This is a genomic window from Kitasatospora sp. NPDC001603 (assembly GCF_040298365.1).
Taxonomy (GTDB): Bacteria; Actinomycetota; Actinomycetes; order Streptomycetales; family Streptomycetaceae; genus Kitasatospora.
Genome location: NZ_JBEPAA010000028.1, coordinates 62194 through 84080, shown reverse-complemented (window position 1 = coordinate 84080; position 21887 = coordinate 62194). Strand labels below are relative to the sequence as shown.

The 21887-nt window shown below is 74.2% G+C and carries 16 protein-coding genes; 9 read left to right on the top strand and 7 right to left on the bottom strand.

Annotated features, from left to right (window positions below; all coding sequences use genetic code 11):
- Positions 1-3: 3 nt before the first annotated feature.
- From ABT263_RS19295 to ABT263_RS19280, 4 genes are all read left to right on the top strand, one after another.
- On the top strand, positions 4-507 hold the full coding sequence (locus ABT263_RS19295) for an FMN-binding protein (protein ID WP_352291569.1): 504 nt from the start codon (positions 4-6) through the stop codon (positions 505-507).
- The gene (locus ABT263_RS19290) at positions 507-1253 is read left to right on the top strand and encodes an FAD:protein FMN transferase (protein WP_352291567.1); all 747 of its coding nucleotides are present in this window, start codon (positions 507-509) and stop codon (positions 1251-1253) included. Before ABT263_RS19295 ends, ABT263_RS19290 begins: the two co-directional genes overlap by 1 nt.
- 308 nt (positions 1254-1561) lie before the next feature.
- Complete coding sequence (locus ABT263_RS19285) at positions 1562-2203, top strand: dihydrofolate reductase family protein (RefSeq protein WP_352291565.1); 642 nt, start codon at positions 1562-1564, stop codon at positions 2201-2203.
- Between the two features lie 12 nt (positions 2204-2215).
- Positions 2216-3127 carry an alpha/beta fold hydrolase gene (locus ABT263_RS19280; protein WP_352291563.1) on the top strand — a complete coding sequence of 304 codons (912 nt, stop codon included), beginning with the start codon at positions 2216-2218 and terminating at the stop codon, positions 3125-3127.
- 144 nt (positions 3128-3271) lie between these two features.
- Here ABT263_RS19280 and ABT263_RS19275 read toward each other — a convergent pair whose 3' ends face one another.
- Positions 3272-4438 (bottom strand): GDSL-type esterase/lipase family protein, encoded by a 1167-nt coding sequence (locus ABT263_RS19275; protein ID WP_352291605.1) that lies wholly within the window; start codon positions 4436-4438, stop codon positions 3272-3274.
- Between the two features lie 202 nt (positions 4439-4640).
- Positions 4641-5285, bottom strand: coding sequence for a hypothetical protein (locus tag ABT263_RS19270; protein ID WP_352291561.1), 645 nt, complete (start codon positions 5283-5285; stop codon positions 4641-4643).
- A gap of 399 nt (positions 5286-5684) precedes the next feature.
- Between ABT263_RS19270 and ABT263_RS19265 the strand changes: the two genes are divergently transcribed.
- Positions 5685-13742: a DNRLRE domain-containing protein gene (locus ABT263_RS19265; protein WP_352291559.1), complete on the top strand. Its 8058-nt coding sequence runs from the start codon at positions 5685-5687 to the stop codon at positions 13740-13742.
- 111 nt (positions 13743-13853) lie between these two features.
- Complete coding sequence (locus tag ABT263_RS19260) at positions 13854-14315, top strand: hypothetical protein (RefSeq protein WP_352291557.1); 462 nt, start codon at positions 13854-13856, stop codon at positions 14313-14315.
- A 280-nt stretch (positions 14316-14595) separates the two neighbouring features.
- On the opposite strand, the gene ABT263_RS19255 is transcribed toward ABT263_RS19260, so the two are convergent.
- Entirely contained in the window at positions 14596-15087 is a 492-nt protein-coding gene (locus ABT263_RS19255) for a heme-degrading domain-containing protein (protein ID WP_352291555.1), read from the bottom strand.
- A complete protein-coding gene (locus tag ABT263_RS19250) occupies positions 15084-16178 on the bottom strand; it encodes a Gfo/Idh/MocA family oxidoreductase (RefSeq protein ID WP_352291553.1) in 1095 nt (364 codons plus the stop codon). The genes ABT263_RS19255 and ABT263_RS19250 overlap by 4 nt, the downstream gene beginning before the upstream one ends.
- Before the next feature lie 70 nt (positions 16179-16248).
- Between ABT263_RS19250 and ABT263_RS19245 the strand changes: the two genes are divergently transcribed.
- On the top strand, positions 16249-17385 hold the full coding sequence (locus ABT263_RS19245) for an ROK family protein (RefSeq protein WP_352291552.1): 1137 nt from the start codon (positions 16249-16251) through the stop codon (positions 17383-17385).
- Positions 17386-17427: 42 nt separating this feature from the next.
- Positions 17428-17856 (top strand): RICIN domain-containing protein, encoded by a 429-nt coding sequence (locus tag ABT263_RS19240; RefSeq protein WP_352291550.1) that lies wholly within the window; start codon positions 17428-17430, stop codon positions 17854-17856.
- A 281-nt stretch (positions 17857-18137) separates the two neighbouring features.
- On the opposite strand, the gene ABT263_RS19235 is transcribed toward ABT263_RS19240, so the two are convergent.
- From ABT263_RS19235 to ABT263_RS19225, 3 genes are all read right to left on the bottom strand, one after another.
- The gene (locus tag ABT263_RS19235) at positions 18138-19079 is read right to left on the bottom strand and encodes an ADP-ribosylglycohydrolase family protein (protein WP_352291548.1); all 942 of its coding nucleotides are present in this window, start codon (positions 19077-19079) and stop codon (positions 18138-18140) included.
- A gap of 231 nt (positions 19080-19310) precedes the next feature.
- Positions 19311-19841 carry an HAD domain-containing protein gene (locus ABT263_RS19230; protein WP_352291546.1) on the bottom strand — a complete coding sequence of 177 codons (531 nt, stop codon included), beginning with the start codon at positions 19839-19841 and terminating at the stop codon, positions 19311-19313.
- Between the two features lie 163 nt (positions 19842-20004).
- Positions 20005-20922, bottom strand: coding sequence for an alpha/beta fold hydrolase (locus tag ABT263_RS19225; RefSeq protein ID WP_352291544.1), 918 nt, complete (start codon positions 20920-20922; stop codon positions 20005-20007).
- Between the two features lie 78 nt (positions 20923-21000).
- Here ABT263_RS19225 and ABT263_RS19220 point away from each other — a divergent pair, with 78 nt between their 5' ends.
- Positions 21001-21723 carry a TetR/AcrR family transcriptional regulator gene (locus ABT263_RS19220; protein WP_502885818.1) on the top strand — a complete coding sequence of 241 codons (723 nt, stop codon included), beginning with the start codon at positions 21001-21003 and terminating at the stop codon, positions 21721-21723.
- Positions 21724-21887: the final 164 nt, after the last annotated feature.

The following is a 21887-nucleotide window of genomic DNA, read 5'->3' as shown; positions in this document are numbered from 1 at the left end:
GCCATGCGCCGCGCCGTTCTGGCCAGCACCGTCACCGCAGCCGGCGTCGTCCTGCTGCTCTCCCTCAAGCCGCACGGCTCCGCCTCCCCCGGGGCCGCCCCCGTCATCGGTTCCGATCCGGGCGGCACCGCGTCCGCCGCCCCGGTGACGCCCGGGGCGTCGTCGTCCGGGGGGTCGTCGTCCGGGGGGTCGTCGCCCTCGGCCGCCGCAGGAGCGGGTAACGCTTCCGGCACCCGGGTCGTCACCGGCAACGCCGTCGACACCCGCTACGGACCGGTCCAGGTGCGGATCACCCTCAGCGGTGGCCGGATCACCAAGGCCGAGGTGGTGCAGTACCCGTCGGAGAGCAGGCGCGACCTGGAGATCAACCAGTTCGCGCTGCCCCGGCTCAATCAGGAGGCCGTCTCCGCGCAGAGCGCGCGCGTCGACGCCGTCGCCGGCGCCACCTACACCAGCGAGGGCTACCAGCGGTCGTTGCAGAGCGCCCTCGACCAGGCGGGCGTCTGATGCTCAGACACGCCGAGCACGCCATGGGGACGGTCTTCTCCTTCGCCGTCCGCGACGCCGCGCCCGCCGACCTCGCCCCGGCCCTCGCCGAACTCCACCGGCTCGACCGGCTCTTCTCCCCCTACCGTCCGCTGAGCCAGATCAGCCGTCTCGCCCGCGGCGAGCTGACCCTCGCCCAGTGCGATCCGCTGGTGGCCGAGGCCCTCGACCACTGCGCCGCCGTGGCACGGGAGACCGCCGGCTACTTCTCGGCGCGGGCCGGCGGCTCCCTCGACCCGTCGGGCTGGGTCAAGGGCTGGGCGATCGAACGCGCCTCCCACCTGCTCACGGCCGCCGGGTTCCCGCACCACAGCGTGACCGGTGGCGGAGACGTCCAGACGGCCGGAGCCCCCGCGCCCGGCCGCTCGTGGCGCGTCGGCATCGCCGACCCGGCGGCCCCCGGCCGGCTGGCCGCCGTCGTCGAGGCGCGCGACCGCCTCGCGGTCGCCGGATCCGGTACGGCCGAGCGCGGCCAGCACATCCTGGATCCGCACACCGGGCGCCCGCCGCACGGCGCGCTGTCGGTCACCCTGATCGGCCAGGACATCGCGCTCACCGACGCGTTGGCGACGGCCGCCTTCGCCATGGGGCCAGCCGCCGCCCTGCACTGGGCCGAGCGACGCAGCGGCATCGAGGCCCTCGTGATCCTGTCCGACGGCACCCGCCTGGGCACCTCCGGCCTGACCACCCTGCTCGCCCCGGCCTGACCCGGGACGAGGCTTCGGCACGCCGCGTCGAACCGGGTGGCGGTGGCGCGGCGTTCCAGGGCTTCGGGCTCGACGGGTTCGACCCGCGGTGCGTCGTCCGCGCCGTCGAGCCGGCCGACCAGCAGTCGCGTCGCCAGGCTCGCCACCGCGTGCGGCCGAGGCGGGACGTCGGTGACCGGCCGTGCGAACGACACAGCGGCCCGGACCACCGGCGGATACGGAAACCGGGTTCCGGCGCGGCGATGAGTTTTCCGGCCCCGGCAGGTCTATATCTCGACCGGGATCACCGACTCATCGGGAGTACAGACATGGGACTCATCCACATCGAGCTGTTCGCGACCCTCGACCTCGTCGCGCAGGCGCCAGGCGGACCCGACGAGGACCCGGCGGGGTTCCCGTTCGGCGGCTGGCAGGCGCCCCTGCTGAACGAGGCCACCGGCGCGCAGATCGTCGCCGCGTACGAGGGCACCGACGCCCTGCTGCTCGGCCGGCGCACGTACGACATCTTCGCCTCCTACTGGCCGCACCAGAAGGACGGCGAGATCGCCGAGCTCTTCAACCGCGTCCCGAAGTACGTGGCCTCCCGGGGCACGCCCGACCTCCCGTGGGCCGGGTCCACCCGGCTCGGCCCGGACCTGGCCGGCGCGGTGCGCGAGATCCGCGAGCGGCACGAGCACGTGAAGGTCGTCGGGAGCCTGGACCTGGTGCAGACCCTCCTGCGGGAGAAGCTCTTCGACCGTCTCGACCTCTGGGTGCACCCGATCACGCTCGGCGTCGGGAAGAAGGTGTTCGACGGCGGCGCGGTGCCCACGAACCTCACCCTCCTCGAACCGCCGGTCGCCGGTCCGGAAGGCACCGTCTACCTGCGCTACGGGCTCGCCGACGGCACGCCCGCGACGGGCGACATGAGCGCGCCCGACCGCGGTCTCGGCCGCGACGAGTCCCGCTGACCCGATGACCCGATGACCATCGTCCATACCCACGGGATCGCCCTGGGCATCGAGTCGTTCGGCCGCGAGGACGCGCCACTCGTCCTGCTCGCGGGCGGAACGACGATGCTCTCCTGGCCCGACGCGCTGTGCGAACGCCTCGCCGCCGGCGGACGCCGCGTGGTGCGCTACGACCTGCGTGACAGCGGGGAGTCGACGACCGCGGATCCGCAGGCGCCCGGCTACACCCTGCGCGACCTCGCCGCCGACGCGGCGGCCCTCGCCGAGACGCTCGGCGGGGGCCCCGCCCACCTCGCGGGCATCGGCGTCAGCGGCATGGTCGCCCAGGTCGCCGTGCTCGACCACCCGGACAGTTTCTCGGCGCTCACGCTCGTCGGCACCCGTCCCGTCGCCCCCGGCCCGCCCGACGACGACCTCCCCGACCACGACCCCGCGACCATGCGCCGGCTGTTCGCACGCCCGATGCCCGACTGGACCGACCGCCGGGCCGTCGCCGAGTTCGCCGCCACCGGCGCCGAGATCCTCGGCGACGACCCCGCCGCCGCCCGCGCGACCGCCGCGCGCATCTGGGACCGCACCCCCGGCACCGCGCCCCCGGTCCAGACGGCCAACCAGTTGCGCATGACGTTCTCCAAGCTCGACTGCCGGCCCCGCTGGCGCGAGCGCCTGCCCGAGATCAGGATCCCCACCCTCGTCGTCCACGGCCGCCGCGACCCGTTCTTCCCCGTCGGCAACGGCGAGGCGATCGCGCGCGCGATCCCCCGGGCACGACTGCTCGTTCTCGAAGACGCCGCCACCGCGATGCCGGACGCGGCCCTCGGCGAGGTCAGCGAGGCGATGCTCGCGCTCGGACCGTGGACGGCCGGTGCTACGCGGCTCCCGCCTCCGGACGGGTCCGCGCCGCGCGGCGGCCGTCCAGGGTGAACGCCCCCAGCCACCACCGGTCCACCGCGCACCCGCCAGCCTCGGCGGCTCCGGCGCCACCGGGGTCGGCGGCTGCCCGGGAACGGCTCGAACGGCCCCGGGCTCCACGGGAACGGCTCCTCGGACGCCGCACCCCCGGCCGCCTCACTCGGCCGGCCGCGTGCGGGGGCGGGCGCGGAACGGGCCGTCGGCGGCGAAGGCGAGGGCGGCGAAGCGTTCGCCCATGCGGCGGTAGGCGGCGGCGGACGGGTGCAGCCCGTCGGGGAGGTCGTCCACGTCGGCCGGGCCGAGGAGGTCGCGTCCGTCGAGGTGGTGCAGGTGAGGGTCATGGGCCTGCCGGGCCGCGACGATCCTCGCCAGCTCGTCACGGACCACCCGCAGCGACAACGCTCCCCCGGCCAGGTCGGCCGGGTCCCCGAGCGCGGTGATCCTTCCGTCCGGGCCCACCGTGGTCGGGCCGGGACGATCCTCCAGCGCGGGGCAGCTCACCGGGGAGATCACCAACAGCGGAGTGTCGGGGTGGCCGTCCCGGATGGTGTCCAGGAATCCGTGCACCGCCGGGCCGAAGGTCCGCAGGCGGAAGGTGGCCAGGCCCACGATGTTGACGCCGGTCTTGAGGCTGATCAGGTCGGCTGGCAGGTCGCGGATCGTCCGGGCGACGTAGGGGTCCAGCATGGCGTTGCCCGGCTCGCTGAGGTTGGTCACCTCCACGCCCCCGATGGACGCCGCGACCACGGGCCAGGTGCCGGTGGGACCGTCGGCTTCGAGGCAGTGGCTGATGGAACTCCCGTGGTGCACCCACCGGGGCCGGCCGTCGGGAAGGGGTGCCAGGACCTCGCCGTCGGCGCGGAGCGCCACCAGTTCCGTGGGGGTCTGCTGCGGCAGCCACAGCTCGACGTCCTTCATCCCGGCCGGCAGTCCGGCGAAGCGCGCCGTCCCCGGCTTCCCCGGTATCAGCCGCTGCTCGGCCCCGGGGCCCGCCATCCGCATGACGTTGCCCAAGGGCGCCCGCTGCCGCCCGACCAGGACGCCGTCCACCGTCAGGTCCAGCATCCCGGTCGGCCGGGGCTCCGGGTAGCCGTCGAGCTGTCCCGTGGACGTGAGCACCTCGAACTCGAGCACCCGCGCCTCGGTGCGGAACACCAGCCGCACACCCGAGGGCATCACCGTTCCCCCGTAGACCGTCGGGTTCTGGTACTGCTCCTTGGTCCACGCCGGCAGCCGGCGCGGCATCACCCCGGCCGGCGTCCGTTCCAGGTCCAGCGCCCCCCGTACCTCGACCGGACCGCCCACCAGCGGATACTCCCGCATCGTCACTGTCACCGCTCCTCGACTCCGGCCCGTCCGGCCGGGCGGGTGCCCGGCCGGAGGCATCGGGCCCCACCACGAACCTAGTCACCGGAGCGGTGATGTGGTGTCGGCCGGGTGCGGGTCGTGCCGGTCCGCCGGTCGGATCCCGAGGGGGTACGTACCTGGATCGGCGCCGAGGACGGGGCGGGGCTGCGACGGGGGATCAGCCCGGCGGCGTCCCGCGGCACGCCGAGGTCGGGCGGGAGACGCTCGCCGCGAAGGGCAGCCCGGAGTGGTCCGGCACCGGGAAGGCGTTCGGCGTGCCGGTGCTGTCCTGGGCCGCCCAAGGCGTGCCGTGCGACCGGCGCGGGTACTGCCGGAACGGACGCTCCTCGGCGAAGAAAGGAAGTTGACCTCGTCCGGATCCGGTTGCGGATCGTACCTGCCGGAATTGACCAGCCGGCCGCCTGGCGATTCGATCCGGGGCGTCGAGGAATGCCGTTCGTTTCTCCGCCGCCGTAGCGGGCGGGATATTCGGCGGGTCAATCCGGATGTCGTCGTCACGATGATTCCGGAGCATGACCCGACCGCTCCCGGCCGACCCGTGATGACCGGACGGGGGTTTCCCGGCGAATCGTGCGCCGCCGAGGTGGTCCACGGTGTCGGCCGGATCGAACGGACGCGGGGGCGAGGGGACGTCGCCACCCCGGAACGCGACCCAGTGCGCGAGCCGGACCTCGCCCCGGTGCCCGACGACCTGCGGGAAGGACGTCCCGCCGGCCGCGGTCTGCCCGCCTTCGGCGCAGGTGGCCGCCGCCGGGACGACCGCGATGCCGCCGAAGGCGCCGTCCCCACGGCCTTCGGACATCGCATCCCGCCCCCGTGCTCGTCGCGTCCGAGCGGGAGTCGGCATCGCCCCCGGTCGGCCCGGAAATGACTATCCACAACATGATCGTCTGCCGTCAAATCATGATCGCCGACCCCCGCCGATCTGCGGGGGTGCGGGTCGGGCGTCGGCGAGCAAAGCGTCTCCTTTCCCGGCCAACTGACATGCAGTCAGCATTTCACGTAATATCGGGGCAAAGTGGGCATCGGTCGGCCAATCTTTGCCGATTCGATATCCGGATCCGCGGATTCCCGGTCAGCCGCTCTGCGATCTTGGTGTGGCACGACTTCTTTGCCATCACTATTCGTGGAGAAAACTCTCTTGCCATCGAGGAAGCAGGCCCCGCCCGTTTTTGGGGGCGGGGCCTTCACTACGCGCCGAATGCGGCGGACAGCCGTTCTGGCGGCGCTCGCGCTACTGGTGGAGACGGGGGTCGCGCTCGATGCGCTGACCGCCGACTCCGCCTACGCCGCACCCGCGACCGACCCCAAGGCCACGGCCACCGCACCCGTCAACGAGGCCCCCGACGCGGCCTCCGCCCTGCTCGCCGCCCGGCTGAACGGTCACCGGGTCGAGGTGACCGGCGCCCGGACCGCCACCACCACGCTCTGGGCCGACCCCGCGGGGACGCTGACCCAGGACACCGCGACCGGACCGGTCCGGGTCAAGGTCGGCGACGCCTGGGTCCCGGTCGACACCACGCTGGTGGAGACCCCGGACGGCAAGGTCGCGCCGAAGGTCCACCCGGAGGGCCTGACCTTCACCGGTGGCGACCCCGGCGTGCGCACCGGTGACGCCGTCGCCCCGCCCGCCGGCACGCCCGGGACCGGTATACCCGCCGCCGGCACGCCCGCCGCCGAAGCCCCCGCCACCGGCGCCCCCGCGCACGCGGCCGCGGCCGACGCCCGGGCCGGCCGCGACGAGGCCCGGCCGCAGCTGCCCACCGCGCCCGGCCCCGGCTCCGCCTTCGCCAAGCCCGCCGACTCGGCCCCCGCCGCTGCCGCCGCGCCCAACCCCGCCGCCGAGAAGCCCGCCGAGCGCGAGCTGGTCAAGATCGGCGCCGGCGAGCAGCAGGTGCAGCTCGGCTGGCTCGGCCGCCTGCCCAAGCCCAGGCTCGACGGCAGCCGGGCCACCTACGTCGACGCCCGCCCCGGAGTGGACCTCGTCCTGGAGGCCACCCGGACCGGCTTCGAGCAGTACCTGATCGTCAAGGACCGCTCGGCCGTCTCCCAGGCCGGCACCGTCGTGCTGCCGATCGACACCAGCGGCCTGGACGTCGACCGCAAGGACGACGGCTCGATCGAGCTGACCGAGCGTCCGTCCGGCAAGGTGCAGGCGAAGATCCCCGCCCCCGTGATGTGGGACGCGGCGGTCGACCCGCAGTCGCTGGAGCACAACCGCCGCGCGCCCGTCGCGATGGAGCTGCGCGGTGCCGGCGCGGAGGCCGAGCTGGTCTTCACCCCGGACGCCGGCTTCCTCGGCGACCCGGCGACCAGCTACCCGGTGACGATCGACCCGGCGCTCACCGTCGGCGCCTCCTTCGACACCTTCGTCCAGCAGGGCTGGACCACCGACCAGTCGTCCGCCACCGAGCTGAAGCTCGGCAACAACGGCAGCGGCCAGGTCGCCCGCTCCTTCCTGCACTTCCCCGAGGGTCCGTACCACGGCAAGCACATCCTCTCGGCGAAGCTGAACCTGTACAACACCCACTCGTGGTCCTGCGAGCCCTGGTCCTGGGAGGTCTGGGACACCGGCCTCGCCTCCACCGGCTCCCGGTGGACCAACCAGCCCAACTGGAACAAGCAGTGGGCGGTCAGCAACGCCACCAAGGGCAACGAGAACGCCGGCTGCGGCGACGCCTGGGTCGCCCAGGACGTCACCTCGCTGGTCACCGCCTGGTCCGACAACGGCTACACCAACAACGCCCTCGGCCTGCGCGCCTCCACCGAGACCAGCCCGTACTCGTGGAAGCGCTTCGACTCCTCCCAGGGCGGCCACCCGCCGTTCCTGTCGGTGACCTACAACACCGTCCCCGCGGCGCCGCCGGCGGTCGACGTGTTCCCGGCCCGCCAGGGCAACCCCCGCTTCACCTCCTCGGCCACCCCGACCTTCCAGGTCCTGGCCAGTGACCCGGACAGCGGCGGCAAGGTCGGCGCCGACTTCGACCTCTACCGCGCCGGCGTCCTCGTCAAGCGCGTCTACAAGGAGGTCCCGAACGGCAGCTACGCCCAGGTGAAGCCGGCCGACTTCGGCCTCGCCAAGCTCGACGAGGGCGTGCAGTACTCGATGGGCGCCCGGCTCTGGGACGGCACCGACAACTCGCCGTGGGCCCCGCAGGACGTGGTCGTCGTCGCCGACACCACCCGGCCGGGCGCGCCGTTCGTCACCTCCGCCGACTACCCCGCCGACGAGGTGTGGCACGGCGCCGCCGGCCAGACCGGACGGTTCACCCTCACCCCGCCGGCCGGCACCGACGACGTGGTCGGCTACGTCTACACCCTGGACGGCAAGGCACCGGTGACGGTCGACGCGACCGGTGCGACCACCGCGTCGATCACCCCGCCCACCGACGGCACGCACACCCTCAAGGTGCAGACCAAGGACCGGGCGGACAACCTCTCCGACCCGGCCGTCCACACCTTCCGGGTCGGCCGGGCCGGCGTCAGCTCCCCGGTCGACGGCTCCGAGACCGCCAAGCGCGTCAAGCTCGCGGTCGACGCCCAGACCCAGTACACCCGGGTCACCTGGCAGTACCGCCGCGGCCCCGGCGCCACCGAGTACGACATCCCGGCGGCCCACCTCACCAAGGCCGACAACACCCCGACCGCCGGCACCCGGCCGCGGCTCGCCGAACTCGGCGGCCACGCCAACTGGTCGGTGCTGGAGTCGCTGGGGCAGATCGGCGGCGTCGTACAGGTCCGCGCGCTGCTCTACACGGACAAGGACAGCGACCCGGCCTACCCGACGGCCTGGTCCACCTTCACCGCCGACGCCAACGCCGACGGCGCCACCGGCGTCGAGGTCGGCCCCGGCTCGGTCAACCTGCTCACCGGTGACTACTCGGTGGACGTCACCGACACCGACGAGTTCGGCATGACCACCACGCGTTCCTCCTCCTCCCGCGGCGCGACCCGCGGCTGGCAGGAACAGGGCGAGCGGCTGACCGCCAACCAGCAGCAGGTCTCCACCGACACCACCGGCTTCCTGGCCACCCCGGGCACCGCCCTGCGGGTCACCGACCGGGGGCAGGGCGGCTCGACCGAATCGCTGAAGGTCCTGCCGGACGCCAACCGCAGCGGTGACACCTACGCGCTGCTCGGCGGCTCGGGCGGCCTCCAGCTGGGCATGAAGCCCGGCCACACCTACCGGGTCAAGGCCTGGGTGTACGTGCCCTCCTCGACCGGGCTGACCGCGGGCCTCGACGACCGCGGCATGCGGATCGTGGCCGTCCACGGCAAGGCCGGCGCGCTGACCACGACCGTCTCCCGCAAGGCGCCGTACACCGACGCCTGGGCCGAGCTGACCACCGACGTCACGCTCGCCGCGGACGCCACCGAGGCGCAGATCCGGCTCTACAACGGGCACTCGGACAACGCCGACAAGCCGGTCTACTTCGACGGCATGTCGGTGCGCGAACTGGTCGCGCCGTTCGGCCCGCAGTGGGCCGGCGGGGCGCACGGCGAGTCCGCCGACTACGTGTCGCTGGCCTTCCCGAGCGCGGACGCCGCCGTCCTCAAGGGCGTCGACGACACCTCGCTCACCTTCGCGCGGGCGCAGGACGGCACGCTCTTCCCCGAACCGGGCGCCGAGCACCTCGTCCTGAAGGCGACCGGCGACACCTACACGCTGTCCGAACTGGACGGTTCCGCCACGGTGTTCGCCCGGCAGGCCGGCTCGGACGTGTACAGCGTCCAGTCCTCCACCGGGCCGGACGCCGGGTCCACCGCCCGCTACGTCTACGACTCCACCGACCGGCGCTCGCTCGTCAAGCGGGTGATCGCCCCGGTCGAGCCCGGTGTCGACGACGCGAACGGCTGCACCGTCGACCCGTTGCCGCGCGGCTGCGAGGTCACCGACTACGACTACGCGTCCGCCACCACCGCGACGGCCGGGGCCCCGGGCGACTTCACCGACCGGATCCGGTCCGTGAAGGTCTGGTCCTGGAACCCGGTGACCGCCAAGCAGGAGGCGGTCGAGGTCGCGCACTACGTCTACGACGAGCGCGGCCGCCTGGCCCAGGTCTGGGACCCGCGCCTGGCCCAGCCGCTGAAGACCGCCTACGACTACGACGACGCGGGGCGGGTCACCCGGATCACCCCCGCGGGCGAGCTGCCGTGGAACCTCGACTACGGCAGGGCCGCCGCGGACCAGGACCCGGGACGCCTGCTGAAGGTCCGTCGCGCGGCCCTGGCCAGGGGCAGCAAGGACCAGGTCAGCGGTGAGACCGCGAGCAAGGTCGTCTACGACGTGCCGCTGACGCGCGCCACGGGCGGTCCGTACGACCTCGGCGGCCCGGACGTGGCCGCCTGGGCCCAGACCGACGCGCCGACCGACGCCACCGCCGTCTACGGCCCCGAGGACGACCCGGGCACCGGCACCGCCACCGCGGCCAGGCCCGGACCGGACGGCTACCGGCCGGCCGTCGTCCACTACCTGAACGCCTCCGGCAACGAGGTCAACACGGCGACGCCGTCGACCACCCCCGGCGGCGACATCGACACCACCGAGTACGACCGCTACGGCCACGCCGTCCGCACCCTGGAGGCCACCAACCGCGCCATCGCGCTCGGCACCCACCCGGACACCGAACGCCTCGCGGCCGAACTGAACCTGCCCGCCGACTCCGCGTCCCGGGCCCGTCTGCTGGACTCCCGGACCCTCTACACGCCGGACGGCCTCGACGTCACCGAGACGCTCGGACCGGTCTACCGCGCCTCGCTCGCCGAGCAGGTCGACGGCCAGACCGTACCCGTCACCGTCACGGCCGAGGGCGAGAGCCTGGTCCAGCTGGGCGCCACCGACCCGGTGCGCGTCCAGACCCTGGCCACCTGCTGCGCCGGGGCCGGCTGGTCCGGCGGCGGCCAGGTGTTCCTCGCCGCCGACGCGGTCGGGGACAACGCCTCCTTCCGGATCTCGGTCCCCGAGGAGGGCACGTACCAGCTCGGCGCGCTGCTCACCAAGGCGGCCGACTACGGCATCGTCCAGCTGTCGATCGACGGCCAGAACGTCGGTGCCCCCTTCGACGGCTACAGCGCGGCGGTCACCACCACCCCGTTCGCCGCCGGTCCGACCGGCCGGCTCGCCCGCGGCGACCACGAGCTGCGGCTCACCGTCACCGGGAAGAACCCGGCGGCCGTCGCGCCCTCCTACCAGGCGGGTCTGGACCGGGTCACCCTGACCAAGACCACGCTCAACCCCACGCTCGCCGCCGGCACGCCGGTCGTGGCGCGGGACCACAACACCAACACCTACGACGAGGGCAAGCCCGACGGCAAGGCCTACCACCTGGTCACCACCAGCACCGACGGCGCCCGGATCGACGGCTACGCCGACGACGTCGAGCTGCGGGTCACCAGGACGGGCTACGACGCCCCGATCGGCGGCACCGCCGGCTGGACGCTGAAGGCGGCCACCTCGGTGACCACCGACGCGCTCGGCGCCAAGCTGACGGCGACCATCCGGTACGACGCCGCCGGCCGCGCCGTGGAGTCGCGCAAGCCGGGTTCGACGGGCGGCGACGCCGGGACGGTCAGGTCGGTGTTCTACACCGCCGGTGCCAACCCGGATGACCCCGCCTGCGCCAACCGCCCCGAGTGGGCGGGCAGCCCGTGCGCCACGCTGCCCGGCGGCGCGGTCACCGATGCCGACGGCACCCGGATGCCGACCACGCTGCCCGTCAAGCGGGTCACCCGGTACTCGCCGTTCGGCGAGCCCGAGGAGACCACCGAGACCAACGCGGGCAAGTCGCGCAGGACGGTCGTCGGTTACGACGGCGCCGACCGGATCACCTCGACCGAGATCACCTCGGACGAGGGCGTGGCGATGCCGAAGGTCACCACCGAGTACGACCCGGCCACGGGTGACGCGGTGCGGACCACGGCCGACGGCAAGTCGCTGACCCGGGTCATGGACCAGTTGGGCCGGCTGGTCTCCTACACGGACGCCGACGGCGGCACCACCACCACGGAGTTCGACGCCTTCGGCAAGCCGGTGAAGGTCGCCGACCCGACCGGGTCCACCACCTACACCTACGACCGCGCGAAGGAGCCGCGCGGCCTGGTCACCTCGGTCAACGACAGCACGGCCGGCGAGTTCACCGCCGCCTACGGTCCGGACGGCCAGCTGGTCGAACAGACCTACCCCGGCGGGATCGTCCGCAGGGACACCTTCAACGCGGTCGGCGAGGCCACCGGCCGCACCTACACCCGCTCCTCCGACAACGCCGTGGTCTGGGCCCAGACCAGCGACGTCTCCACCCAGGGCCAGGTGGCCAGGGACACCAGCTCCACCGCCACCCGCACCTACCGCTACGACCGGCTCGGCCGACTGGTGAAGGCCCAGCAGTCGACCACCACGACCGGCTGCGTGACCCGGCAGTACGCCTTCGACGCCCACTCCAACCGGCTGTCGAAGACCACCCTGCCCTCGGCCCTCGACGGCACCTGCGGCACGACCGGGGCCACCGTCGAGAACCACGGCTACGACTCCGCCGACCGGCTCACCGACCCCGGCTTCGGGTACGACGCCTTCGGGCGGACGGTGCGGACCGCGACCGGCGCGACCAACACCTACTGGGCCAACGACAAGGTCGCCGCCCAGGAGAAGGGGGACACCAGGCAGCAGTGGGCCCAGGACGCCGCCCACCGCCTCACCGCGTTCACCACGGCCAAGAAGCAGACCGACGGCTCGTGGGCCAACGCCACGTCCAAGCTCAACCACTACGGCGACGACTCCGACGAGGTCCGCTGGGTCGTCGAGGACACCACCCAGGGCACCGTGACCCGCAACGTCTCGGGCCCGGACACCGACCTGGTGGCCACCACGAGCCGGACCGGCGACGTCCAGCTCCAGCTGACCGACCTGTTCGGCTCCGTCGTGCTGACGACCGACCCGGCGCTCACCAAGCCGGTCGTGCTGGACTTCGACGAGTTCGGCATCCCGCAGGACGGCCAGGCCGCCGCGCGGTACGGCTGGCTGGGCGGCAAGCAGCGCTCCGCCGAGGCCCAGGACGGCGACATCCTCATGGGTGCCCGCCTCTACAGCCCGGCGCTCGGCCGCTTCCTCCAGGTCGACCCGGAGCCCGGCGGCAACGCCGGCGCGTACGACTACTGCACCGGCGACCCGGTCAACTGCACGGACCTCGACGGCCACTGGGGCATGCCCAAGTGGCTGAAGAAGACCGTGCACGTGGTGGCCAAGGTCGCCGAGGTCGCGTCGTACATCCCGGGCCCGATCGGCTCCGCCGCGGCCGCCGTCTCCGCCGTCTCGTACGCGGCGACCGGCAACTGGCGCAAGGCCGCCGAGATGAGCATCACCGCGGCGGCCGGCCTGGTCGGCGGCAACACGGCGGTCCGGGCCGGCTTCGCGGCCGCCCGCTACTCGCGGGGCGCGGCGCGCGTGCGGCGCGTCTCCTCCCGGGTCCGCTCGGTGTTCCGGCGGACCGGCTGCAATTCCTTCGACCCGGGCACCCCGGTGCTGATGGGCGACGGCGGGCAGCTGCCGATCGGTGAGGTCCAGGTCGGCGACCTGGTGCTCTCCACCGACCCGGCGACCGGTCAGACCCGGCCGGAGCCGGTGCTGTCGGTGATCTACGGGTACGGCACCAAGCACCTGGTCGACATCGAGACCGCGACGGCGGATCCGGCGACGGTGACGGCGAGCGCGACCGGGGACCCGGACACCGCGGCCGCGCTGCGGGTCACCGCCGAGCACCCGGTCTGGGTGAGCGGCAAGGGCTGGACCGACGCCGCGCAGGTGCGGGTCGGCGACTCCCTGGTGACGCCGGCCGGCACCCCGGTCCCGGTCACCCGGGTCACCGACCGGGGCGAGATCGCCGACCAGCTGGTCGTCAACCTCACCATCGGCGACCAGCACACCTACAGCGTGCGGGTCGGCGACGACTGGGTCGTCGCGCACAACAAGAACGCGTGCCACATCGACCTGCCGCACATCCTCGGCGGGCACGGCGCGAAGTCCCGCGTGGCGGGCAAGAGCCGGTTCCGCTCGCGCAACGTCCGCGAGGTCAAGTACCTGATCCACACCACGATCAAGAAGGGCAAGAGCCGGGCCAACACCGGTGGCCGCGACGGCCGGATCTACGAGCACGACTTCGGCCGAATCATCGGCCGGGACGGCAACGGCCGGCACACCACGCGGCTGCGCGTCGTCGTGAAGCAGCACAAGGGACGGAGGACGGCCAGGACGGCGCACCCGTACTGACCGGGGTCGCACCGACCGAACGGTCCCGACCGTGAGACCCGGATCGCCGGGGGCTGGAGCATCAGCCCCCGGCGATCCGCCGTCCCGCCCACCTGCGAGAATGCGAGCATCATGATCGAACTGTCCTTCTCCGCCGCCGACACCGGCGGCGCCGACCGCGGGCCCCGCGGCACCATGGACTTCGCCGCGGCGGACCTCTACGACCTCACCTGCGAGGCGTTTTGGGGCCCCTACACGTTCCGGGTCGAGGGCGCCGACTTCAGCGGCACCGGGCCCGTCCTGGACCTCGCGCTCGGCCTGTTCACCGCGGCCGGGGAGCTGGCGGGCGCCGGGCGCGCCCGCTACTCGGCCGCCGGGGGCGCCGGCGAGTACCGCTTCGAACGCCGGGGCGGCAAGGAGACCGTACGGATCCACCGGGAGCGGGACGGCAAGGGCAGCGCGGAGTACGCCGAGTTCGAGGCCGCCACCCGGGCCTTCCTCGGCGAGGTGGTGCGCGGCCTCTGCGACCGCTTCCCCGACCTGCGCCGCAACCCCGAGATCCGCCGCCTCCGGGAGGCCGCCGCCGGCGGGTGACGGGACGCCGGCGGGTGACGGGACGGGACGTCGGCGGGTGACGGGACGCCGGCGGGTGACGGGACGCCGGCCGGGCGCCTTACGGGCCGTGGTGCCGCGACGATCGCCGGAAACCGCCACCGGCACGCCGGGTCCTCCCCGCGCGGCACCACGATCAACGGCCTCAGGCCTCGGACTCGGTCGCCGGGTGAGCAGGCCGGCGGGGGCCGGATCCCCTCCAGGTCCAGGCAGGCCCCCGCCGCCCGCCGCCTCGCCGGGGCGATAGGCGTCCGGAGGCGGGTCAGACGGTTTCGAGGCGCCGGTCCAGGTGCCGTTCGAGGGCGGTGACGACCAGGCGGTGGTCCTCGGCCTGGGGGAGGCCGGAGACGGCCACCGTGCCGACCACCCCGACGCCCTGCACGTGGATCGGGAAGGCGCCGCCGTGGGCGGCGTAGGTGTCGGGGTCGAGCCGGGAGTCCTCCTCGAAGGTCCGGCCCTTGGCCGCGAAGCGCAGGCCGACCAGGTAGGAGGAGCAGCCGTAGCGGTCCACCGTGCGGGCCTTGCGCAGGATCCAGGCGTCGTTGTCGGCCGAACTGCCCGGCAGCGCGTAGTGGAAGAGCTGCTGGCCGTTGCGCCGGATGTCCACCACCACGGGCGCCTCCTCGGCGCGCGCCAGGCCGACCAGCAGGGTGCCGAGCAACCAGGCGTCGTCGTTGTCGAAGCGCGGCAGGCGCAGCCGCCGCTCCTCGTCCTCGACCCGCTGGATCAGGGCGGTGGCCTCGTCGGGGGTCATCGGGCGACCCTCTCGGTCAGGGTGACGGTGCGGCCCTCGGCGGCCGAGCGGCGGGCGGCCTCCAGGACGGTCAGCGCCGCGACGGCGTCGCGCGGGTCGACCGGCGCGGGCGCGCCCTCGCGCAGCGAGCGGACCCCCCCGGCGTAGAAGGCGGGGTAGTCGCCGGGGAGCGAGGGGTACCCGGCGGCGCCGTCGGGGGTACCGAGCAGGCCGTACCCCGAGGCGGGCACCTCGCCCCAGCCCGGGCCCGGGCGCTGTCCGGCGCGCAGCGCGTCCTCCTGCGGGTCCATGCCCTCCACGGTGTACGCGGAGCGGTCGCCCAGGACGCGCAGGCGCGGTCCGGGCCGGCCGGCCAGCGCGCTCATCCACAGGTGGGAGCGGACCCCGCCGGCGTGGGTCAGCGCCACGAAGGCGTCGTCGTCCACGGCGGCGCCGGCGCGGCGGACGTCCACCTCGGCGTACACCTGGACGGCCGGGCCGAAGAGGGTGAGCGCCTGGTCGATCAGGTGGCTGCCCAGGTCGTAGAGGATGCCGCCGGCGTCGACCGGGTCGGCGGACTCGCGCCAGCCCTCCTTCAGCTCCGGCCGCCAGCGCTCGAAGCGGGACTCGTAGCGGTGCACGGTGCCGAGCGCGCCGGTGTCGACCAGCTGCCGGACGGTGCGGAAGTCGGTGTCCCAGCGGCGGTTCTGGAAGACGGTGAGCAGCAGGCCGCGGGCCTCGGCGAGCTCGACCAGGCCGGCCGCCTCGGCCGCGGTGGCGGCGAGCGGCTTGTCCACCACGACGGGCAGCCCGGCCTCCAGGGCGGCCCGGGCGAGCGGCACGTGGCTGCGGTTGGGGGAGGCGACGACCAGCAGGTCGAGGGCGCCGGGAGCGGCCAGCAGCTGCTCGGCGCTGTCCACGACGCGGGCCTGCGGGTGGTCCTGGCGCAGCTGCTCGCGCCGCTCGGGCGCGGACGTGACCACGGCGTCCAGGCGGAGCCCGGGCGTGGCGGCGATCAGCGGGGCGTGGAAGGCCGCTCCGGCCAGGCCGTAGCCGACCAGTCCGACGCGGACGGCGGGGTGCCCGGGACCGGGGGTGCTCTCGAAGGTCATGCGAACCAGTTAAACAACGGTGTTTCCTAAGTGCAAGCCCCGCCCGCCCGGCCCCAGGCAGAATGAGCCCATGACGACGCCGCCCCCCGGCCCGGCCGGCCACCACCGACCGGCCGGCACCAACCTGGCCGGACTGCGCGACCACAACGCCGCCCTGGTCCTCGGCCTGCTCCGGGCCGCCCCGCAGGGCGGCAGCCGCGTCGAACTCGCCGCCCGGACCGGCCTCACCCCGCAGGCCATCGGCAAGATCACCGCCCGGCTGCTCGCCGAAGGCATGATCGTCGAAGCCGGCCAGGCGGCCTCCACCGGCGGCAAGCCCCGCACCCTGCTCCGGCTGCGCGCCGAAGCCGCCTGCGCCGTCGGCGTCCACCTGGAGCGCGACGAGCTCACCGTCCTGCTGGTCGACCTCGCGGGCCGCCACCACCACGTCCGCACCGAACCCGTCGAGCGCGGCCTCACCCCCGCCGACGCCGTCCGACTCGTCACCGCGCGGATCCACCGGGCCGCCGCCGACCTGCCGCCGGGCGCCCGCCTGCTCGGGGCCGGCATCGGCTGCCGCGGACCGCTCGACCACGCCGCCGGCGTCCTGCACTGGTTCACCCCGCTCGACGCCCGGGACTCCCCGGGCTGGGACCGCTACCCGCTGCGCGACGAACTCGCCGCCCGGCTGGACGGCCTGCCCGTCGTCGTCGACAAGGACACCAACACCGCCGCCCTGGCCGAGGCCCCGACCACCCCGCGACCCGGTGGCGGCCTCGCCTACGTCCACCTCTCCGCCGGCCTCGGCGCGGGCCTGCTCCTCGACGGGACCCTGCACCGCGGCACCCGCACCAACGCCGGCGAGTTCGGCCACCAGACCGTCCAGCTCGACGGACCGCCCTGCGACTGCGGCAACCGCGGCTGCCTGGAGGTGCTCTGCCTCGCCGAGCTGCGCCGCGGCGACCACGCCGCCGCGGCGCGACTGCTCGGCGTGGGCGTCGCCAACCTCGTCCGGCTGCTCGACATCGACCGGGTGGTGATCGGCGGGCGGGCCGTGCTGTCCGCCCCCGACGTCTACCTCGCCGGTGTCACCGCACAGCTCGAGTCCCGGATCCCGGACCCCGACTGGCAGCCCGTCCCGGTCTCCGTCAGCACCGCCGGCCGCCTGGCCGTCGCCGCCGGCGCCGCCGAACTCGTCCTCGGCCCCCTCTTCGGCCGCCGCACCTGACGGCCGGGTTCTGCGGCAGGAGGGATCGGGCAGGCGCCGGCGGTGAACACACCGACCTCACCTCCAGCCGGAGTTCGAGAACCTCACGTCGCCCGGCCAGTGGATGTACGAGACCGACCCCGCGTTCGACCCCGCCGGTGCCGTGCCGCCGTGGGGAATCAAGGGCGGCTGGGAGGTCGACCAGCGAGGCGACCTCGTTCGCTGGATGCCCAACCCCAACTACCGGCCCTCCCCCCCGAACCCTCGGCATGTACCAGCCCGAGAACGCCGCCGAAACCGCGCTGCAGCACCGCGACCTCGCAGCAGTGGAAGACCCGGAAGGTCACCGGCTCCACCTCGGTGAAGCTGGTCGCACGGCACAGCGGCAAGTGCCTCGACGTGACCAACCAGTCGACGGCGGACGGTACTTCGTTGGAGCAGTGGACCTGCAACACCGGTGACAACCAGCAGTGGCAGCGCACCACCGTCTGACCGCCTGCCCCGGTCGGCGCCGCCCGCCGGACACACCGTGGCCGGCGGACGCGGCAAAGCGATCCGGCGGGCCGCACGTCCTCCTGGTTCGGCGGCGCCGCCGCCCGGAAGCCGGATGGTCCTGGTGCGCGAAGGCTCCAGGGCCGTGCGGACGGCGTTGCCCCGGGGCGCGGCGGTGCCGACGTTCGACGGGTTCGGCGGTATCCGGGTGCCAGTCGTCCTCCGGCGCTCCTGGGCCCGGTCCCGGCGATCGCCGGGACCGGGCCCGAACCCACGCAGGGTCAGGCCCGGTCCTCCGACTCCGGCTCCGCCTCGGCGACCCAGGCGGGCAGCGGCTCGCGGCAGGCCAGCCAGGCCTGCGGCACGTCCGCCAGGCCGGTGCGGGCGGCGACGACGCCGCCGGTGATGGCGCAGGTGGTGTCCACGTCGCCCAGGCCCTCCGCCGTGGTCCAGAGGGCGTCGGCCAGGCTGTCCAGGTGATGCGCGGCGGACCACAGGGCGAACGGGACGGTGTCGCTCGCCCGGACCCGCTGCCCGTTGCCGAGCAGGTCGGCAGCGCGCCAGGGCTCGGTGACGGCGGGCAGCCCGGCGGCCCGGCGCAGCCCGTCGCGGACGGCGCCGGCCGGGGTGCGGTCCGCGACCTCGGCCAGCAGGTCCGCGCCGGCGGGCGCCGTCCCGGAGCGGCCGCGCGCGGCGAGGGCCGCTCCCACGGCCACGGCCACCGCGCCGGCCACGCCCTCCGGGTGCGCGTGGGTGACCTCGGCGGACAGCGCCGCCTGCTCGGCCGCCTCGTCCAGGTCGGCGCAGAACCAGGCGCCCAGCGGAGCCACCCGCATCGCCGCGCCGTTGCCGAGGCTGCCCTGGCCGTCGAACAGCGCCCGTGCGGCGGTACGCCAACTCGCCGGGTCCGCGCCGAGTTCGGGCAGCAGCACGTGCATGCCGTACCCGTACCCGCGCCCCTGGTCGGCCCGGTAGGTGGCCGCGAAGGCCTGGGCGAGCCGCTCCTGGTGGACCGCGTCGAAGGCGGTCAGGATCCCGTAGACCGACAGCGCCATCGCGGTGTCGTCGGTCCAGTGCCAGGGCCCCTCCTCCGGGGTGCGCCGGGCCCGGATCTGTTCGAACGCCTCCTCGGGCGAGCGGAAGAGGGGGAACCAGCGCTCCCCGAATCCGTCCCCCAGAGCCAAACCTTCCAACGAGTCGCGAGCAGCGGAGATGGTCGTCATCCCGGCATCCTGACAGCCTCCTCGGTCCTGCCGCAGCCGGTTTCCGAGCGGCGGCACCGCCGGCCGGTGCCTGCCGGGCCAAACCCGTCGCCGTCGCCGACGCGGTCCCGGCAGCACCGCGGCCTCGCCGCCTCGCCGCCTCGTGCCGACTTGACGGCCCAGTGGCCGAGCGACGCCCTGTCCCGTCCACGAGGGCCCGGACAGCACCGGCCGCCCGGCCGGGGGTCTGCCTCAGGTCTGGCGAAGCCAGTGGTCGAGCACGGCGTAGTCGACGTCGGTCAGGCCCCGACGGGGGTCGACGCGATGGAGAAGGGCCCGACCGCCGTGGTGCGCCGACATCCAGGCCCGATCGATGTCCGTGATCTCGTCGTCGACCCAGGCGAAGGGGCGACCGGCCGCCCAGTCGAGCAGGGCGCGGGTCTTCCAGTGCAGGCCGTCCCGCTCGTCCTGCTCGTCCTGGTCGGTCGGCTCGGGCCAGGTCACCACCGGCAGTTCCGGCAGGCCGATCAGCGGTGCGACGTACTCGTTCGCCTCGGCCATCCAGGTCGTGGCCCACACCAGATCGCACGGCAGCGCCGCCAAGCGGCGCCCGTGCGCGGGATCGATCCTGGCCAGGAGCGGATTCGCGTCGGCCCCCCGCAGTCCGGCAGCCGTCCGAAACGTCGGATAACCGTCCGGAAGCTCCTGCGCGGTGGCCCCGAACGGGATCAGCGGTCCGTCGACATCCAGGAAGAGCAGCGGACGCTGTGCAGAACTGGTCATCGCTGCACGGTAGCCCTGTGGCGCAGCGACCCGGTGGTCAGTCCGGGGCGCCGCCGACGGTGTCGCGGGCGGCGACCCGGCGCAGGTGCTCGTCGAAGACGCGGCGGGCCGACCGTTCGAGGCCTCCGCGGTGGCCGATGGCCGGACCTTCGTCGAAGCTCCCTCAGCTGCGCGCCGCCAGGTCGGCCAGGGCGCGGATCTCGCCGACGATGGTGCGCCAGACCGGTTCGGGCAGTTCGTGACCGACCTCCAGCAGCAGCAGCTTGCGAGCGTTCGGGATCCGGGAGGCGATCGCCGTCGCGGCGGCGGGCTTGATCAAGGGGTCGTCCGCGCCGTGCAGGACCAGTGTCGGCCGCTGGATGCGGCTGATCGGGCCGCCGTGCCACTGGGCGCCGATCTGGCGGCTCTGCGCCTGCTGGTCGTGGACGCCCGCGTCGGCGGTGCGCTCGGCGGCTTCCCTCGCGGCGTGCTCGTCGAAGGGGCGGGCCGGCGAAGCGAGCAGCCGGGAGACCTCGACACTGGCGGCGATCGCGCCCTCCCGGGTAGCGGGGAACTTCAGCTTGGCGAACTTCGCGAGGGTGCCCATCCGGATGAACCGCATGGTCCTCAGGCCCGCGACATCGCCGGGAACGGCGGACATGGTCGTCAGGGTCCGCACCCGGTCCGGGTGCCGCAGGGCCACGCGCTGGGCGATGGCGCCGCCGAGGGAGACGCCCAGCAGATGCGCGGATTCCCAGCCCAGCGCGTCCATGACGGCGATTGCGTCGTCCGCCATGTCCTCGGCCGCATAGGCCTCGCCGCGCTTGCGGAACAGCGCGGAGACGGGGTTCCTGGTGGCGGCGGGCGGCAGGTGGGTCGATTCGCCGCCGTCGCGCTGGTCGTAGCGGGCGACGGCGAAGCCCGCGTCGGCGAGCAGGTGGCACAGGCCGTCCGGGATCCAGAGCCGGTTGACGCCGAGGCCGGTCATCAGCAGCAGCGGCTCCCCGCCGGTCCCCTCGGTGAGCCGGTCGTACGCGAGCTTGACCGGCCCGTTCTCGGCGAAGCGGACCGGGGTCCACGGGTGCGCGGTGGACTCGGACATGGCGGCCTCCCAATAAAGTGCGATCGATGTTCGCAGTTTTAGTATAGGGGGCGCTCGCAGGCAGCAGTACGACAACGGATGAGAGCAGGTGCACGAGTGGCCCAGGAGCCCGTCATCGTCTGGACCCGGCCGGAGCGCGGCACACGCGGGCCCGCCGCCGTGCACACCCGTGCGGAGTTGGCCGAGGTTGCCGTCCGGCTGGCGGACCGCGGCGGCCTCGCGGCCGTGTCCATGCGCCAGGTCGGCGCGGAACTGGGCACCGGCCAGGCGTCGCTGTACCGCTACCTCGGCTCCCGCGACGACCTCCTCGACCTGATGACGGACGCGGTCGCGGGCGAGATCGACCTGAACGTCCCGCTGACCGGTGACCCGGCCGAGGACCTGGTCGCCCTCGCGGTCCGGGCGAAGGACGCGCGGCTGCGGCACCCCTGGCTCGTCGACGTCCCCCCGGAGCCGCTCCGGATCGGCCCGAACGGGATGGACTTCCTGGAGTACGCGCTCCAGGCGCTCGCCCCCGCCGGGCTGCCCGGCCGGACCAGTATGGAGATCGTCGCCCTGCTGAACGCCCTGACCGAGCAGTTCTCCCGCGCCGAGTTGCAGACCGACCGCGGACTCACAAGCCGCCAGGGGGCGCAGGCCGCGTACATCGGCGAGACGGCGGCCCGCGGCGGGTACCCGCACGTCGCAGCGGCCCTGGCTCAGCAGTCGGAAGCGGACCCGGCGGAGGACGGGCAACCGCGGTTCGAACGCATCATGCGGCGGGCACTCACCGGCCTCATCACGCAGGCGGCCGACTCCTGAGCTTGTCCTACCTTTCCGCCCAGGGACCCCGTCGGGCAGTCAGGAGCCCATGAGGCCACGGCGTTCGAGCGCACGGGCCGCTTGCGGAGCCGTCGCCGTGCCTGCCCCGCGCTTCCGAACGTTCGGCGACGCCACCGATCGGTCCCGGCGTAGGCTCTCCGATG

What these genes read in the sequence shown, in the direction of transcription:
- ABT263_RS19295 (WP_352291569.1), top strand. Translation starts at nt 4, where the DNA reads ATGCGCCGCGCCGTTCTGGCCAGCACCGTCACCGCAGCCGGCGTCGTC.
- ABT263_RS19290 (WP_352291567.1), top strand. Translation starts at nt 507, where the DNA reads ATGCTCAGACACGCCGAGCACGCCATGGGGACGGTCTTCTCCTTCGCC.
- ABT263_RS19285 (WP_352291565.1), top strand. Translation starts at nt 1,562, where the DNA reads ATGGGACTCATCCACATCGAGCTGTTCGCGACCCTCGACCTCGTCGCG.
- ABT263_RS19280 (WP_352291563.1), top strand. Translation starts at nt 2,216, where the DNA reads ATGACCATCGTCCATACCCACGGGATCGCCCTGGGCATCGAGTCGTTC.
- ABT263_RS19275 (WP_352291605.1), bottom strand. Translation starts at nt 4,438, where the DNA reads ATGCGGGAGTATCCGCTGGTGGGCGGTCCGGTCGAGGTACGGGGGGCG.
- ABT263_RS19270 (WP_352291561.1), bottom strand. Translation starts at nt 5,285, where the DNA reads ATGTCCGAAGGCCGTGGGGACGGCGCCTTCGGCGGCATCGCGGTCGTC.
- ABT263_RS19265 (WP_352291559.1), top strand. Translation starts at nt 5,685, where the DNA reads ATGCGGCGGACAGCCGTTCTGGCGGCGCTCGCGCTACTGGTGGAGACG.
- ABT263_RS19260 (WP_352291557.1), top strand. Translation starts at nt 13,854, where the DNA reads ATGATCGAACTGTCCTTCTCCGCCGCCGACACCGGCGGCGCCGACCGC.
- ABT263_RS19255 (WP_352291555.1), bottom strand. Translation starts at nt 15,087, where the DNA reads ATGACCCCCGACGAGGCCACCGCCCTGATCCAGCGGGTCGAGGACGAG.
- ABT263_RS19250 (WP_352291553.1), bottom strand. Translation starts at nt 16,178, where the DNA reads ATGACCTTCGAGAGCACCCCCGGTCCCGGGCACCCCGCCGTCCGCGTC.
- ABT263_RS19245 (WP_352291552.1), top strand. Translation starts at nt 16,249, where the DNA reads ATGACGACGCCGCCCCCCGGCCCGGCCGGCCACCACCGACCGGCCGGC.
- ABT263_RS19235 (WP_352291548.1), bottom strand. Translation starts at nt 19,079, where the DNA reads ATGACGACCATCTCCGCTGCTCGCGACTCGTTGGAAGGTTTGGCTCTG.
- ABT263_RS19230 (WP_352291546.1), bottom strand. Translation starts at nt 19,841, where the DNA reads ATGACCAGTTCTGCACAGCGTCCGCTGCTCTTCCTGGATGTCGACGGA.
- ABT263_RS19225 (WP_352291544.1), bottom strand. Translation starts at nt 20,922, where the DNA reads ATGTCCGAGTCCACCGCGCACCCGTGGACCCCGGTCCGCTTCGCCGAG.
- ABT263_RS19220 (WP_502885818.1), top strand. Translation starts at nt 21,001, where the DNA reads ATGAGAGCAGGTGCACGAGTGGCCCAGGAGCCCGTCATCGTCTGGACC.